This window comes from Methylomonas koyamae (assembly GCF_006483455.1).
Taxonomy (GTDB): Bacteria; Pseudomonadota; Gammaproteobacteria; order Methylococcales; family Methylomonadaceae; genus Methylomonas; species Methylomonas koyamae_B.
In genome coordinates this window covers 105440-120467 of record NZ_PPPU01000018.1, presented here as the reverse complement: position 1 = coordinate 120467, position 15028 = coordinate 105440, and the positions used below count along the sequence as shown (strand labels likewise).

The 15028-nt window shown below is 54.0% G+C and carries 14 protein-coding genes; 8 read left to right on the top strand and 6 right to left on the bottom strand.

What is annotated here, in order from left to right:
• Positions 1–70 precede the first annotated feature (70 nt).
• Positions 71–397 (top strand): hypothetical protein, encoded by a 327-nt coding sequence (locus C2U68_RS11500; protein WP_260839322.1) that lies wholly within the window; start codon positions 71–73, stop codon positions 395–397.
• Between the two features lie 14 nt (positions 398–411).
• On the opposite strand, the gene C2U68_RS11495 is transcribed toward C2U68_RS11500, so the two are convergent.
• From C2U68_RS11495 to C2U68_RS11485, 3 genes are all read right to left on the bottom strand, one after another.
• On the bottom strand, positions 412–2697 hold the full coding sequence (locus C2U68_RS11495; protein WP_140912628.1) for an EAL domain-containing protein: 2286 nt from the start codon (positions 2695–2697) through the stop codon (positions 412–414).
• A gap of 7 nt (positions 2698–2704) precedes the next feature.
• A complete protein-coding gene (locus C2U68_RS11490) occupies positions 2705–3037 on the bottom strand; it encodes a hypothetical protein (protein WP_140912627.1) in 333 nt (110 codons plus the stop codon).
• Between the two features lie 222 nt (positions 3038–3259).
• Positions 3260–4261 carry a cytochrome-c peroxidase gene (locus C2U68_RS11485; RefSeq protein ID WP_140912626.1) on the bottom strand — a complete coding sequence of 334 codons (1002 nt, stop codon included), beginning with the start codon at positions 4259–4261 and terminating at the stop codon, positions 3260–3262.
• Between the two features lie 245 nt (positions 4262–4506).
• Between C2U68_RS11485 and C2U68_RS11480 the strand changes: the two genes are divergently transcribed.
• From C2U68_RS11480 to csb2, 6 genes are all read left to right on the top strand, one after another.
• On the top strand, positions 4507–4983 hold the full coding sequence (locus C2U68_RS11480; protein ID WP_140912625.1) for a helix-turn-helix transcriptional regulator: 477 nt from the start codon (positions 4507–4509) through the stop codon (positions 4981–4983).
• Positions 4980–5234, top strand: coding sequence for a type II toxin-antitoxin system RelE/ParE family toxin (locus C2U68_RS11475; RefSeq protein WP_140912624.1), 255 nt, complete (start codon positions 4980–4982; stop codon positions 5232–5234). Before C2U68_RS11480 ends, C2U68_RS11475 begins: the two co-directional genes overlap by 4 nt.
• A gap of 31 nt (positions 5235–5265) precedes the next feature.
• Positions 5266–5508 carry a HigA family addiction module antitoxin gene (locus tag C2U68_RS11470; protein ID WP_140912623.1) on the top strand — a complete coding sequence of 81 codons (243 nt, stop codon included), beginning with the start codon at positions 5266–5268 and terminating at the stop codon, positions 5506–5508.
• 426 nt (positions 5509–5934) lie between these two features.
• Positions 5935–6390: a hypothetical protein gene (locus C2U68_RS11465; protein ID WP_140912622.1), complete on the top strand. Its 456-nt coding sequence runs from the start codon at positions 5935–5937 to the stop codon at positions 6388–6390.
• Between the two features lie 11 nt (positions 6391–6401).
• Complete coding sequence (locus tag C2U68_RS11460; RefSeq protein ID WP_140912621.1) at positions 6402–8954, top strand: ATP-binding protein; 2553 nt, start codon at positions 6402–6404, stop codon at positions 8952–8954.
• Positions 8955–9248: 294 nt separating this feature from the next.
• Positions 9249–9791, top strand: a complete 543-nt coding sequence (gene csb2, locus C2U68_RS11455) for a type I-U CRISPR-associated protein Csb2 (protein ID WP_186289586.1) — start codon at positions 9249–9251, stop codon at positions 9789–9791.
• A gap of 4 nt (positions 9792–9795) precedes the next feature.
• Here csb2 and C2U68_RS11450 read toward each other — a convergent pair whose 3' ends face one another.
• Positions 9796–10140 carry a type II toxin-antitoxin system PemK/MazF family toxin gene (locus tag C2U68_RS11450; RefSeq protein ID WP_222101901.1) on the bottom strand — a complete coding sequence of 115 codons (345 nt, stop codon included), beginning with the start codon at positions 10138–10140 and terminating at the stop codon, positions 9796–9798.
• Positions 10137–10445, bottom strand: coding sequence for a ribbon-helix-helix protein, CopG family (locus tag C2U68_RS11445; RefSeq protein WP_140912618.1), 309 nt, complete (start codon positions 10443–10445; stop codon positions 10137–10139). The genes C2U68_RS11450 and C2U68_RS11445 overlap by 4 nt, the downstream gene beginning before the upstream one ends.
• A gap of 46 nt (positions 10446–10491) precedes the next feature.
• Here C2U68_RS11445 and cas4 point away from each other — a divergent pair, with 46 nt between their 5' ends.
• A complete protein-coding gene (gene cas4 / locus C2U68_RS11440; protein ID WP_260839321.1) occupies positions 10492–11439 on the top strand; it encodes a CRISPR-associated protein Cas4 in 948 nt (315 codons plus the stop codon).
• Between the two features lie 92 nt (positions 11440–11531).
• Here the strand turns inward: cas4 and C2U68_RS11435 are convergent, their stop codons facing one another.
• Complete coding sequence (locus C2U68_RS11435; RefSeq protein WP_140912617.1) at positions 11532–15014, bottom strand: response regulator; 3483 nt, start codon at positions 15012–15014, stop codon at positions 11532–11534.
• Positions 15015–15028 lie beyond the last annotated feature (14 nt).

The window sequence follows — 15028 nt, the reverse complement described above, 5'->3', positions numbered from 1 at the left end:
CCCGAACCGGCGTTTGTTGGCTCTACCCGCACAAAATCAGCCCAATCTTGAAAGCAACCGGGAGACAATCGTGGCATCGGCAATCATTCAGAGTTGGCACCGCATCAGACTGTCGGGCCCAGACTACCAATCCGGCGAATTGGCCGTGTTAATGGGCGCATTTCGCGCGGCCTACGTAGCCCGCAACGGCCCCCAGGGGATGGCGATGTTCGGCCATTGGGCGGCCGACGGCTCGTGCTATTGGGTCTATACCAGCCCGAAATCGGCCAGGCATATCGCGCCGCTGCTGGTGGCCTATTCCGCGGTGTCGACGCCGGCTCCCGATCCGGAGACTTTATCGCTGATTTACGGCGACGAATCCGGCCGCAATTGCTTCGAAACCGGGTTCGAAGCCTGAGAGCAACGTCGGGCTTAATCCGTGGCCGCGGCGCACTGGCGTAAGAACGGCAAGACCTTGCCGGTTGCCAGCGGTTTGCTGAAAAAGTAGCCCTGCACATAGTTGCAACGCAGTTCGCGCAGATAACTCATCTGTGCGGTGCTCTCCACCCCCTCCGCGACTACCTCCAACTTGAGCTGTTGCGCCATCACGGTAATCGCCGACACGATCGCCTTGTCGTTGGGGTCCTCGGTAATATCGTTGACGAAGGATTTGTCGATTTTCAACACATCGATCGGAAACCGCTTCAAGTAACTCAGCGACGAATAACCGGTGCCGAAATCGTCGATCGAAATCCTGACCCCGATATCTTTCAGGATATTCAGGATTTGCATGGTCGAATCGAGTTGCCGCATCAAAATACCCTCGGTAATCTCCAGTTCGAGCAAAGCCGGCGACAAACCGCTGGCATCCAACGCGTCCAGCACGGCATCGAGCAAGGGGTGTCGCGGGTGTTGCGCGGTTTGCACCTGATGGAACTGGCGGCTGGACAAATTGACCGCGACACGAACCGGCAAACCCTCCCGCTCCCAGGCCTTGGCTTGGGCGCAAGCCGTTTTCAGCACCCAGGCACCTATCGGCACAATCAAGCCGGATTCCTCTGCGAACGGAATGAAATCGCCCGGCGGCACCGGCCCCAATTCGGCGCTGAACCAGCGGATCAACGCTTCCATACAGATCACTTTACCGCTGGCGACGTCAAGCTGCGGCTGGTAATAGAGCTCGAGCTCGCCCTGCTCCATGGCCCGCCGCAAATACTTTTCCAATTTCATGTAGTTCTGCGCGGTCCGGTTCATTTCCGGGGTGAAAAACTGGTAATTGTTTTTACCCAGCTTTTTGGCGTAATACATTGCACTGTCGGCGTTGGCGAGCAGGCCTTCCATCTCGTCGGAATCGTCCGGATACACGCTAATCCCGATACTGAAACTGACGAAGACTTCGTGGCGGTCGATATCGAACGATGCGTGCAACGACTCCAGAATTTTCGCGGCCACTTTGGCCGCATCCTGCACATCCGACAAATCCGGCAACATGACGATAAACTCGTCGCCGCCGAGGCGAGCAGCGGTATCGCCGTCGCGCAGACACTGGCTGATCCGCGACGCCACCACCCTTAGCAAGCCGTCCCCCGCCGTGTGGCCGATGGTGTCGTTAATGACTTTGAAATTGTCCAGATCCAAAAACAGGACACCGACCTTGTCTCCACTGCGTTGAGCGTGAGAAATAGCCTGTTCGAAGCGGTCTTTCAACAGGGTACGGTTCGGCAATCCGGTCAAGGCGTCGAAATGCGCCATGTAATTCAAGCTTTTGCGGGCTTGTTTGACTTCCTCGATTTCGCGGGCGTTGTCCAGAATCAACGACAGCGAATAGGCAAAACTCAAAGCCAGCTCCTCGTCGCTGGCTGTAAACGGCTCGCCGTTTTCTTTGTCGCACAGGTAAATCCGGCCGTAAACACGTCCCTGGTGCGAGATCGGCACGGCCAGTAGGGATTTCATCGGCGGATGATGTTCGGGGAAACCGCTGCTGCTAGCATGGGTGGACATCTCTGCCAGCCGCAACGACACGTTGTCTTGAATCACGACGCCTAACAGGCCATTGCCTTGCGGAAATTGGCCGATGCGCTGCGCCTGTTCGGCATCGACACCGGTATAGACGAAGTGGCTGAGTTTTCCGGCGTCGTCCAGGATGCCGACCGCGCCATAACGCGCTTCCAACAGTCTGGTCAACGCCTCGATTCCGGTTTCGAACAGTTCGTTTTGGACCGAGGTGTGCTTCAACACGGTTAACAAACTACGCGAGGCTTCGTGAAGCCGGGCCAGTTTGGCAGACCAGGAACGAATCCGGTTTCGCTCGGTTTCCAGGGATTTGTTCAATCGGCGCGATTGCGCTAACAACCAGCGCTCACGTTTCAACAGGGTTTCCAGAATGCTCTGCCGACTGACCGCGCCGATAAAGCGCGGGCCGTCCAACACCGGCAACGCTTCCAATCCCTGCTCACTTAGAAGCTCCAGGGCACTGCTCACTTCGACGTCCGGGGCGACGCTAAAACACTCGCGGTGCTCGGTAAGGTCGGCAAAAATCCAGCTCGGGTGTTGCACGATATCTTGCGGCGTCACCAGACCGCAAAACATACCGGTTGCGGTGGAATCGCGAAATACCGCATACAGGGGCTGGTTAGCCAGAGAATAGGCCGGCCGCCCCTCTTCCAACACCCGGACGATCGGGTCGCACAAACAATCGCGCACCAGTAAGCGTTGCATCGGTCTTTCAGTCGCCTTGCGACAGGAAAATGCTGACATCCAATTCGGCGTGCAAGACCTCGTCCGGACCCATCATGGGCTTTAATTGGCCGAGCACAAATTCGATCAAGCCTTCCCGCGACACCCGCCGCAAAATGTGCTGACGCACCAAAATATCGGAGATCACCTCGTCTTGCAGCTCGATATGTTCGAAAGGGGTTTTAACCAGCAGCTCGATGGCCCGCCGCATGGCGATGCAGCCGATCGGCGATTGGTTCCCCAAAACCAACATGTCTTTCAAGGGTGGAATCGCATACTCCCCCACCCGCGCCGATAATTGAATTTTCTTGTTGACTGACATGGACTTAAATACGAATTTATTTAATTGTTTTTATCGGATTTATCGATTTCCGCCATGGCCTAAAGTATGGCCGAAGAACCGGACTAATACCACACATATCAAACGCTTTTTAGACACGCTCCGCAGCGCAGTACCAAACCAATCTTCGACTCGTTGCCAATACGTCAGCCACGAAAAAGGGGCCTCACGGCCCCTTCGTTAGAACCGGAAAACGCCCGGTGCTTAGTTAAAGGTAGAACCCGGAGTGCCCGGCAATTGCGGCATGGTTTGAGTCGGGAATTCGCCGGTCAACGCGTTCAGGAACGCAACGATGTCGGCGACGTCGCCGTCGGACAACTCTTTGTTCAATTGCAATTTAGCCATCAACCAGACCGCTCTATCCAGGGTTTTCACCGAACCGTTATGGAAATACGGCGCGGTCAGAGCCACGTTGCGCAAGGTCGGCACTTTCCACAGGTGCTCGTCGCTGTCTTTTTTGGTCACTTCCGCCAAGCCTTTGTCTTTTTGGAAGTGGTATTGCGCCTCGAAATAGCCGTTGGAGTTGACCGGGAATTTCTGGAACATACCGGGACCGTTGAACGCCGGGCCGCTATGGCAGCTGGTGCAACCGACTTCGACGGCTTTTTCCATACCGCGGATTTGCTGCTTGGTCATCGCGTCTTTATCGCCGCCGAGATACTTGTCGTACGGGCTGTTCGGCGTAATCAAAGTTCTTTCGTAAGCCGCGATGGCTTTGGTAGCGTTTTCTTTGGAAATAGAATCCTTACCGAAGGCCTTTTCGAACGCATGTTGATAACCTTCGATGGTTTTCAGACGGGCGACCACGTCGTCCCAGCTCTTCATCCCCATCTCGATCGGATTGGTCACCGGGCCGGCAGCTTGGGCCTCCAGACTGTCGGCGCGGCCGTCCCAGAACTGGACTTTATTGAAGGCGGAGTTCCAGACGGTCGGCGCGCTACGGCCGCCGGTTTGGCCGTTGACACCCATTGCCACCGGCCGGTTGTCTTCGCCGCCCAGCATCGTGTTATGGCAAGAGGCGCAGGATACGGTGCCGGTGGAGGACAACCGCGGATCGTGGTATAGCATTTTTCCCAACGTGACTTTTTCCAGCGTGGTCGGGTTGTCGGCGGGAGCCGGGGCCACACTCGGCAGCGGCTCGGCCGCCATTACAGACATAGAACCGGTCAGCGCAAGCGCGGAAACCAGCAGGCGAAATTTGAACATACCATCCTCCTAAAAATAGTTATTGTCAGAGCCAAGGGCTGGCGAATTGTAAGATATTGCCGCGCGGCAGGTAAATTAAATTGCATCCCTCCCACAGTGCAACGGGGCCGGCGGACCGGACCAGGCGAAAATCGACCGGCGCCGCCGGCCCAAGCGTCCGCTACTGGCAAAACAACCCGGAATCGGCTAATTTTCCCCGACAGTTAAGACGCTAGAACTTTCACTCGCTCAGGGAAGACGCTCAGATGCAACACCTCGACAAACTCATCAAACTCCACAACCTACTGAAAAACCGGCGCACGCCGATTTCGGGGCCGGAAATAGAAAGACTACTGGCTTGCTCGAAAGCCACCCGCCACCGCCTGGTAGACGAACTGCGCGATCGCTTGAACGCGCCGCTGCTCTGCGAACGCGGCATCGGCTATTACTACGACCGCGACGACCCGCGCCACCCGTTCGAATTGCCCGGCATCTGGCTCAGCGCCGAGGAACTGCAAGCCCTGGTCGCCTGCCAGCATCTGCTGGGCAATCTGGCGCCGGGCTTGCTCCGCAACGAAATCGGCCAACTCCGCAGCCACCTGGAGAAACTGCTGGACCACTCGCCGGGCATCAAAACCCCGCAACTGGGCCGCATCAAAATCCTCAGCCAGGCCTACCGCAGCCGCAACGACGACTTGTTTCTGACCTTGGTCCAGGCCCTGTTCGCACAACAACGGCTATGATTCATTCGTTTGCTTGCTCCGATACCCAAGCGCTTTTCAATAGCGAGTTGGTACTGCAATTTAAAAACATTGAGCGCGTCGCTCGGCGCAAGCTTTTGCAGCTGCATGCCGCTACCGACTTGGCCAGCTTACGCATTCCACCCGGAAACCGGCTCGAATCTTTAAAAAGCGATCGCAGTGGGCAATACAGCATCCGTATCAACGAACAATGGCGGATTCGCTTTGCATGGCGAGAAGATGGTGCCTACTAGGTCGAAATTGTGGACTATCACTAGGTAAAACATGATTGAACTACTTGATGAAATACACCCTGGCGAAATCTTGCTGGAGGATTTTATGAAGCCGATGGGCATCTCCGCCCGTCAGCTCGCCCCGGATATTGACGTTCCCCCCAGTCGAATCAGCGAATTGGTCAATGGCAAACGCCCGATCACTGCCGATACCGCCCTCAGGCTGGGTTTGTTTTTCGGCATGGAACCACGGTTCTGGCTAAACCTGCAAAGCGAATACGACATGCGCACTTAACCATGGCTATCTTGAAAGCCGACATCCAAGATGTTTAAATTCTTCATGAAAAAACTGTCGGTAACGACCCAAACCAGTCAGTTTATTCGTAACATTATGTGTCGGTTGAAGGTTGTATTTCGATCATTCGAATTCACTAACTAAAAATCTAAAGGACTTCGGGCTTCCTTAATCGATCTGATTTGTTCTATGTGGATGTAAATCATCGTAGATCTTAAATCACTATGTGTGAAACGGCGTCTAGCACTTTCCAGTATTCAGCGTACTGGTAAATTCATAACATTATTTTAAAAAACAGTTGCTTGAGATTTACATGAAAAAAAATGAACTTTTTTCGCTAAAAGTGGAAAAATTTCAACGCTAATTGACAGGCTATAAACAATTACATTACACATAGAATCAAATTGACTCAAATAGGTACAAACAATGGATGCTTTAAGCGCAATTATGGCCGCAATTATTTCCGGGGCCGTTGCCTCGGCAAAGCCTACGACTGAAAAAGTAATCGGCGATCTTTACAATGGACTCAAAACGATTATTCAGCGTAAATACGGCGGTGTCTCACTGGAGGCGGTGGAGAAAAAGCCCGAATCCGAAGCTAAACAAGCCTCTTTGCGCGAGGACCTGGTAGAAGCGAAGGCGGCAGAAGATAATGAGTTATTGCAACAAGCGCAAGCGTTATTGAATGCAATTGCAGAACAGCCACCGCAAGTGGCGCAAGCAATTGGTATTAAGCTGGAAAATGTAAAAGCCGCTAATGTGCGTTTGCAGGAGATTATAGTCAGTGGCAAGCAAGCCGCAGGAGTTCATGCAAAAGGCAGTGAGTTCAGCGGCGATATTGAAATCAGCAGAGTAAAAGTTGAAGCCTCGGGAAAAAAATAGATGCCGCGCTGATGGAGGCATCTTTTGGTGCGGCTGTTTCAATGCAAAATGTCCAGGCGGGCGGTGATATCTATACTCAAGTTGTTGTTTATTATTCTGAACAAGAGCAGAGAGACATAGAAGTTATAGTCAATATCCATCATTTGCCTCAACCCACCACAGCCTTAATCGGCCGCACAAAAGAGCTCGCCGATCTAACCAAACGATTTACAGACGGCAAAACCCGCTTGGCAATTATTGTCGCGGCGGGCGGCATTGGTAAATCCGCTTTAACCGATGAATGGTTACAACACATCGCTGAACACCATTATTACGGCAAAACCCGAGTGTTTGGCTGGTCGTTTTATTCGCAAGGTTCGCATAATACTTTTACCAACTCGCAGCCGTTTTTTAGTGCGGTGTTGCCGTTTTTAGGCATTAACGAGATTCCAAAAGATGATATTGAAAAGGCGCGGTTGTTGGCGCGGGAATGTCAAAAACAGCCGTGTTTGCTGATACTCGATGGTTTAGAGCCATTGCAATATGCCGAAAATCTACCCAGCATGAATGGCGAATTGCAAGACAGCGCGCTAAAGGAGTTTATTCTGCAATTTCGGCGGGCAGCGGGGCAGAGTTTTGTGTTGTTGTCATCGCGTCAGCCGTTGGTGGAATTGAAAAAGTGGCAGGATGAACATTTTTTGAGTTTGCCGTTAGCGACGTTGCCGCATTGCGACGGCGCGAAACTGTTAGCCAAATTAGGCGTTCAGGGTAATGAAACCGAACGGCAGGCAATTAGCCAAGAGTTAAACGGTCATGCCTTGAGTTTGGTGTTAATGGGGCATTTGTTGTTGGAGCATCATGCAGGCGACCCGCGTTATGCTAAGGAATTGCCGCCGTTGACTTCGGCGCATGGATATAGTGATGCGGAAAAAGACAGCCGACATGCGCTGCGGGTCTTGGATTATTACGACAGTTTGCAGGACGCCGCCTCGCGTTGTTTTTTGCAGTTGTTGGGTTTATGCGACCGTCCGATGAATGCAGATGAAAAAAGGGAATTGCTTGCGAAAGCCGACCACGCCGCGCCGTTACGCGCTTTGACCGATGCCGGATGGAAAAGGCTGGAACAGCGATTGGAAAACAACGGTGTGTTATTGGGTAAAAAAGGCTGTTTTGGGCATATGGAATGGGATACGCATCCGATTATTCGTGCCTATTTTATTGAGAAATTTAAAAGCGACACTCCTGAAAGTTTTAAACAGGCACATTTTGTTTTGTTTGATTTTTATCAAAAACTGCCTGAAAAAGAATTTCCTGATACGCTGGAAGAAATGTTGCCTTTATATCGGGCGGTAGTGCATGGATGTTTGGCGGGAGAATATGGCAACGTCGTACAAAAAATCTTTTTAGAACGTATTTGGCGTGGTGGTGAATATTATAGCTCGAAAAAACTAGGAGCATATAGCCAAGATTTAATAGGATTATCTGCCTTTTTTTCACCAGACTGGTTACAGCCCTATGACAATGATATGCCTAAAAATGTGCAAGCAGGACTATTTTCAATTGCTTCGTTTTGTTTTATGTGTTTAGGGCGATTTGAAGAATCTGCTAAGTTGCGACAATTAGATATAAACTTACATAACGAATTAGAAGATTGGGGAATGGCAGCTAATTCTTCTGAAAATTATACAGACCTATTATTGTCCTTAGGAAAGCTCAGTGATGCTAAAAATTCGGTACGATTGGCCATAGATTTTTCTAACCGCGCAAACGATACAGCTAGAAAACTAGGTAGTTTCGGACGTTTAGCAACAGTGTTGCACCGTTCAGGCAATTTGCATCAAGCACAACATTATTTTGAAAAAACAGAGCGTTTGTGGCGAGAAGAATTTGATGACTATCCGTGGACAACTTCACTAGGCGGAAAAGACTATTGTTCCTATTTGTTAGATACAGCGTCAGATCCAGTCGCTCTAAAGAAAATATTGGAAAGAGGGATATTTGGATTAAAAATTGCGAAACAAAATAGTGATTCAAATGATATTGCTATTTTTCACCTTATTCTTGCCAAAACTTACCAAGCATTGCAAAAATCCCAAAAATCTAGTGCAGAATTCGATTTAGCTATAGAAACTATACAAAAAACAAAATTGATTATTTTCATGCCTGAGTTTTATTGCTCGCGTGCCGACTTCTATCTTACCCAAAACCAACTCAAAAACGCAGCGACCGATTTAAACAGCGCGTGGGAAGTCATAGAACGCTGCGGCATGAAACTATATCAAGTAGATTATTTATTAATACACGGACGTTACAGCCTTGCCATACAAGATGTTGATACCGCTTTAAACCACTACGAAGAAGCCATAAACATAACTCAAGAAACCGGCTATCACCTGCGCGATGCGGAATTAGATTTATTTGCCGCGCAACTGCGCAGACAATGCGGCGAGGCTTATCGGAGCACTAACCCAAATCTATATTCTCAAACGCCGGATTATTACCTGCAAAAAGCCAGACACCGTATCAAAAAAATCGGGCAATGGGGACTTTTGCGGGTAATTGAACGAGATTTTCCAGGCATTTAGAAGCTCCAGGTAGGGAACGCACCGGATAACTTTCTTGATGTTTAATTTATATGGTAAAAAAATGGTGCGACGAGGCTTATCATGTGAAAAGTGTGTTATCCCTGTCGGGATAATCATTAATTAAAAGACCGCTTTAGGTGCTATCGCCGCAATACAATTCAATTTTTGAATGTCGCAAAGTGGCCGATCTTGTCTGTCAATTGCTAAAAAATTTTGAAATTTGAACGGCAGATTTCGAGATTAACTCCCTTTAAATTTATCCAGCCTCATCCATATAATTTTGGCGGTATCGTTGTGGGCGAAGTTTACTTGCCGCAAGCCAATCCGGACGGATTGCTCGATCATGTGCTGATTCACGTCCCGGCCGGTATCGACGACGACATACGCCGGGTCGTGGGAACGTTAAAAACGGTCAAAGGCTTTGACGGCCAGGAATGGCGCTTGATGTTGGAGCATATCGGCCAGCGCAACGACTTCGAAAACGTCTCGCCTATCGTCCGGACCGCCAGTGTTTGGCAGTCGCAAACGCCGTATCTACATCCGTGGCATTGCAAAAAAGACTTTGACGTACCGGCACAGATTCGGCGGGAATGTCGGGAGCGCAAATTACCGGAACCGATAGAAATTCTGCCCATCCCGACCATCAAGCCGCACGGCCGCGAGCTACGCCCGATCGACTTTCACCGCTTTAGAAGCAAAAGAGGCCTAGTGCAGCCGGATACCCGAGGCTCGTTCTGGCAACTGACGTTCGCCGAACCACTTACCGGCCCGCTGGCATTGGGCTTTGGCTGTCATTTTGGTTTGGGCTTGTTTGCTCCAGTAGATACAGATGGATAAAAGCTCACCACAACCCCATAAGCCCCCGCAAACTCTTCTCCACCGCCGCCAGTTCCTCGGGGGTGACGGTGGCGAGCGGGCCTTCGCCGAAGCGGGAACGGTCGATGGCTCGAAGTTGTTCGGCCATGACGTAACTGGCGGCTTTCAGCCGGCCTTGCGGTGCAATCGGTATCCGTAGCGGCGCCAAGCTTGGCCGAAACTGGCTGGTCAACGGCACCACCACAATCGTGGGCAGGCCGCCGGTAATCATCGCGTTGTCCTGCAACACCAGCACCGGCCTGATCTTGCCGATTTCGGCGCCCTTGTCGGGATTCAGATTGGCGGTCCACACTTCGCCGCGCCTCATCATTCCCACCATTTTTCGTCGGGGTCGATACCGGCGGCGCGCTCTTCGGCAATCAAACGGTCCAGGCCATCGTCCGCCGCGTCGAAATCTGCGGCAATTTGCAGCGCTTCCGCCCTGGCTTGCGGATCGTTGGCCAAGGCGCGTGCCGCTTCCACCATTTCCGCCATAAACCGCTCGCGCTCGCGGCGGGCCAGGTATTCGGTGATCGCCAAGCGGGCGATTTCCGATTGGCTTTTGCCTTCCAGTTGGGCTTCGGCTTTGAGATTGGCTTCGACATCGTCGGGTAAACGCAGGCTGATGGCCGGCATGGCGGACTCCAGGTAATACGTTGATGATGACGAATTGTATTACAAAATGACTGACAACGAACGCCCGCCTGTCCAACTGGAACTACCGCTGCCCTTCCCGGAATTGTCCGGCGACATGCCGTTGCTGCCAGCGCGGATGATCAACGAATACCAGTACTGCCCGCGTTTGGCCTATCTGGAGTGGGTGCAGGGCGAGTGGGCGGCGTCGGCGGACACCGTGGAAGGCGACCATGCCCACCGCCGGGTGGACAAGCCGTCCAAAAGTTTTCCGGAAGCCGACGAACTGGACGACACCGAAAAACTGCACGGTCGTTCGATCACGCTGTCGTCCAATCGTTTGGGTTTGATCGCCAAACTGGACTTGATCGAAGCCGAGGACGGCGTGGTCACACCGATCGATTACAAACGCGGCAAGCGTCCGCATGTGGCGCGCGGCGCTTACGACCCGGAGCGGGTGCAACTCTGCGTGCAGGCCATGGTGTTGCGCGAACACGGCTACGTCTGCGAGGAAGGCGCGCTGTATTACGTGCAAAGCCGGGAACGGGTGCGGGTGGTGTTCGACGACGAACTGCAGCAACTCACCGCCAACGCCATCAACGGCCTGCGCCTGATCGCCGCCGGTGGCCACATTCCCGATCCGCTGCGGGACAGCCCGAAATGCTCCGGTTGCTCGCTGGTAGGTATTTGTTTGCCGGACGAAGTCAATTACCTGCGCCACGCCGACTTGGAGCCCCGGCCGCTGGCGGTGATGCGCGACGAAGCGCTGCCGGTTTACGTGCAGGCCTACAAAGCCAAGATCGGCAAAAAAGGCGAGGAACTGGAGATCAGCATCGACGACGAGAAAGTCCAGACCGCGCGGCTGGTGGATGTTTCCCAAGTCGTAGTGATGGGCAACGTCTACATCACCACGCCGTGTTTGCAGGACTTGATGAAGCGCGAAATCCCGGTCAGTTGGCAGGCAGCATTCCCCGGCCTCCCGCCGGGGCCTCATTGAAACATTTCGATTTAAAGGGGATGCAAACCTGCAAGCGGGCTAGCGATTTCGGCGACACGGTTTCATCTTGCCTACCCCAGCGGAATAGACGGCTAGCCCTGCCCTATCAGCAGGCGCAATTCGGCCAATTGGATTTGGGCGTCGTCGATTGCGAATCGGTCCAGTTTATTGCCGATTTCGGCGACCGCATCGCGGTAGCGGTTGTCGGTCAGGCTGCGGCGTAGTTGTTCCATCAAATCTTCCGCTGCGCCCAGATCGTGTTCCAAGGCGTGCGCCAGCTTTTCCAATACCGCAGCAACATCGGCCGGCGGTGTGGCTGCGCAGCTGTCCGCCACCGGGCCGGCAGTGCCGGTTGCCGCGAGCTTGGCAATTTCCGCCAGCAAATCGGCCAGCAAGGTTTCCATGCGTTGCAGTTCTGCCAAGTCTGGGCGCTGGTGTTGTTTCAATTGCTTGTCGATTTCGGCGGCCGCGTCGAACAAGGCCGCTGCGGCCAGATTGCCGCTGACGCCTTTCAGGGCGTGACAACGTTCTTCGGCGGCTTTCAATTGGTCGGCGTCGATCAGGCCGCGAATTTCGGCTACCGTACCGGAATAGTGCGCGGCAAAACGATGTAGTTGTTTACGATAGGCGTCGGCGTTACCGCCGATGCGGCGTATGCCCTGGGCAGCGTCTACTGCCGCCAAGGCCGCCAAATCGGCCGGGAGTTCCGCTGCCGGAATTTCGCTGCCGACGGCGACGCGTTGCGGCAACTCCACCCAGGTTGCCAGCGCAGACAGCAGCCGCTCCGGGTCGATCGGTTTGGTTATGTGGTCGTTCATTCCGGCCTCCAAGCTTTTTTCCACATCGCGCGCCATCGCATGGGCTGTCATTGCAATGATAGGGACTTTGGCGTAACGCCGGTCTCCGGTCAATTCCGCCAGATCCCGAATTCGGCGGCTGGCCTGCAAGCCGTCCAGCACCGGCATCTGAATGTCCATCAATACCGCATCGTAGTTCTGCTGCTGCACCATGATCACCGCCTCTTCCCCGTTCACCGCTTCATCGACTTGCATGGCGTGGCTGCGCAACAATTCCGAGGCGAATTCGCGGTTGATTTCGTTGTCTTCGACCAACAGCAGGCGAATGCCCTGCAACTGACGGGCATCGCCGGCGGCCCCGGTTCCAAGCTGTTTGAACTTGTCGGCCATGGCTTGCACCCGGCCGCGGCCCAATGCCGATAAAATCGCGTCCAGCAGCGATGACGGCGATACCGGCTTGACCAAAAAGCCGTCGATACCGGCGCGGCCGGCGGCATGCATCACGTCTTCGCTGCCGTAGGCTGTGACCATGATCACTTTCGGTTGCTGAGCCAAATCGGTATCCGACCGAATCCGGCGGATGGCTTCGTCGCCGTTCATGCCGGGCATTTTCCAGTCCATCAATACCACGTCGTAAGGTTCGGCGCCGGCTTGATGGATCCGATTCAGCGCGGCAGCGGCGCTGGCGGCGCAATCGATCCGCAAATGAAACGGCCGCAGCATGTCGGAGATGATTTCGCGGGAGGCGGCATTGTCGTCGACGACCAAGACCCGGACGTCCGCCAACAATGCACCGATGCTGCGTTCCATTGCCTGCTGGCGGGCCAGCGTTTCGCCGGCCACGCCCATTCGCACGGTAAAACAGAAGGTGGTGCCTCGGCCCGGCTCCGAATGTTCGATCCAAATCCGGCCGTGCATCATTTCCACCAGGGTTTTGCAAATAGCCAAACCCAGGCCGGTGCCGCCAAAACGGCGGCTGGTGCCTTGGTCGGCTTGGGTAAACTCCTTGAATAGTTTGTCTTTGTCGGCGGCAGACATGCCGATGCCGGTATCGCGCACCGAAATCCGCAAGTCTAGGGTTTCTTCGGTCTTGGCCGTACAGTAAAACGCCAATTCCAATTCGCCGGCGTCGGTGAATTTCAGGGCATTGCCGCAGAGGTTGGTCAAAATCTGACCAAAGCGCAACGGGTCGCCAACCAGCACCGGCGGGATTTGCGGGTCGTGCCGAATCAAAAACTCGATGCCTTTCAGGCCGGCTTGATAACCGATCATGTCGGCCAGTTGCTCCACCACACTATCGAAGCGGAATTCGATACATTCCAGCACCATCTTGCCGGCCTCGATCTTCGAGAAGTCCAGAATGTCGTTCAAAATGCCCAACAGCGCCCGAGCCGAGCTATGCGCCTTGGCTAAATAATTGCGTTGCGACGCATTCAAATCGGTTTGTAGCGCCAAATGCAGCATGCCCAGGACGCCATTCATCGGGGTGCGGATCTCGTGCGACATGTTGGCCAGAAACTGGCTTTTGGTTTGAGTCGCCGATTCGGCGGCGTCGCGGGCCTCCTTCAACGCGGCCTCTGCCTGGATTCGCAAGGTGACGTCTTCGTAGGTACTGACAAAGCCGCCGTCCGCTATCGGACCGCCGGCAATTTCGATCACCCGGCCGTCCAGCCGGGTACCGGTGAAGCGGTGCGGCCGGAAGTGCCTGACCTCATGGAAAAACTCGCCCAAGGCGCCGTCGGGATTTTCGAAGCGCAAGGCTGCGTCCGCCGAATCGAAGCGGACAAACTCGGCGTAGTCCCGCCCGGCCTGCAACATCGCCGCCGGATAACCGCGCACTTCGCTGAGTTTGCTATTCCATACCAGTAATTTCAGATCGGCATCGAACGCGATCAGTCCCTGCGACATGCTGTCCAGGACCGTGGCCAGCATCACGCTGTTGTGCGCCAATTTGGCGTTGGTGTCGGCCAGTTCGGCGGTGCGCGCCGCGACCCGTTCTTCCAGCGCTTCGTTGATACCGGCCAGTTGTTTTTCGTTGTCGGCCAACTGGCGGTTGGCGGCCAGTAGCTCCCGGTCGCGCGCCTCGATGGTGGCGATCATGGTGTTGAATGCGCGGTTCAAGGCACCGAATTCGTCGTCGCTGTCCACCGCCGCACGCAGCGTATAGTTTTTTTCGCTGTTGATGGTTTCGACCGTTTTTTTCAGTCGCATCAACGGTTCCGAAACCACCCGTTGCAAGCGGGACGCCAGTATCAGGGCGATGGTCGCCGACAAAGCGATGATCGCCGCAGCCGCCAATAGAAACTTGCGCCACAAGCCGATCAGTTCGTCCAGGCTGGCTTTGATCCAGACTTTACCGAGCGTCCGGCCGTCCCAGACGATGTCTTCGCCGACATTGCTGTAGCGGTCGTATACCACGACGCCGTCGTCGCCCAGCAGCCCCGGATACAGCGGCGGGCACGCCTCGTCGCGACGGTATTCGGCAAACAAATGATCGCTCTGATCGTAAATGCAGGCGGAGACAATGCTGCTTTTTACGCTGAGCGCGGCCAGGGTGCCGGAGGCGACAGCGCTGTCGTTGAAAGTCAGCGCCACCGTGCTGCGGTTGGCGACAATCCGTGCCAGGGATTGTATATCGCGGTCCATATCGGATTTGACGCGGATATGTTCGTAAGCGATGAAGCCGGCTCCGGCCAGCACTAACGCCACGCAACTGGTAGCCAACATGATTAGCACCAATTTGGTCTTGATGTTCATATCGCGTTTGATATCGGTCATGGCAAGATTCTCGC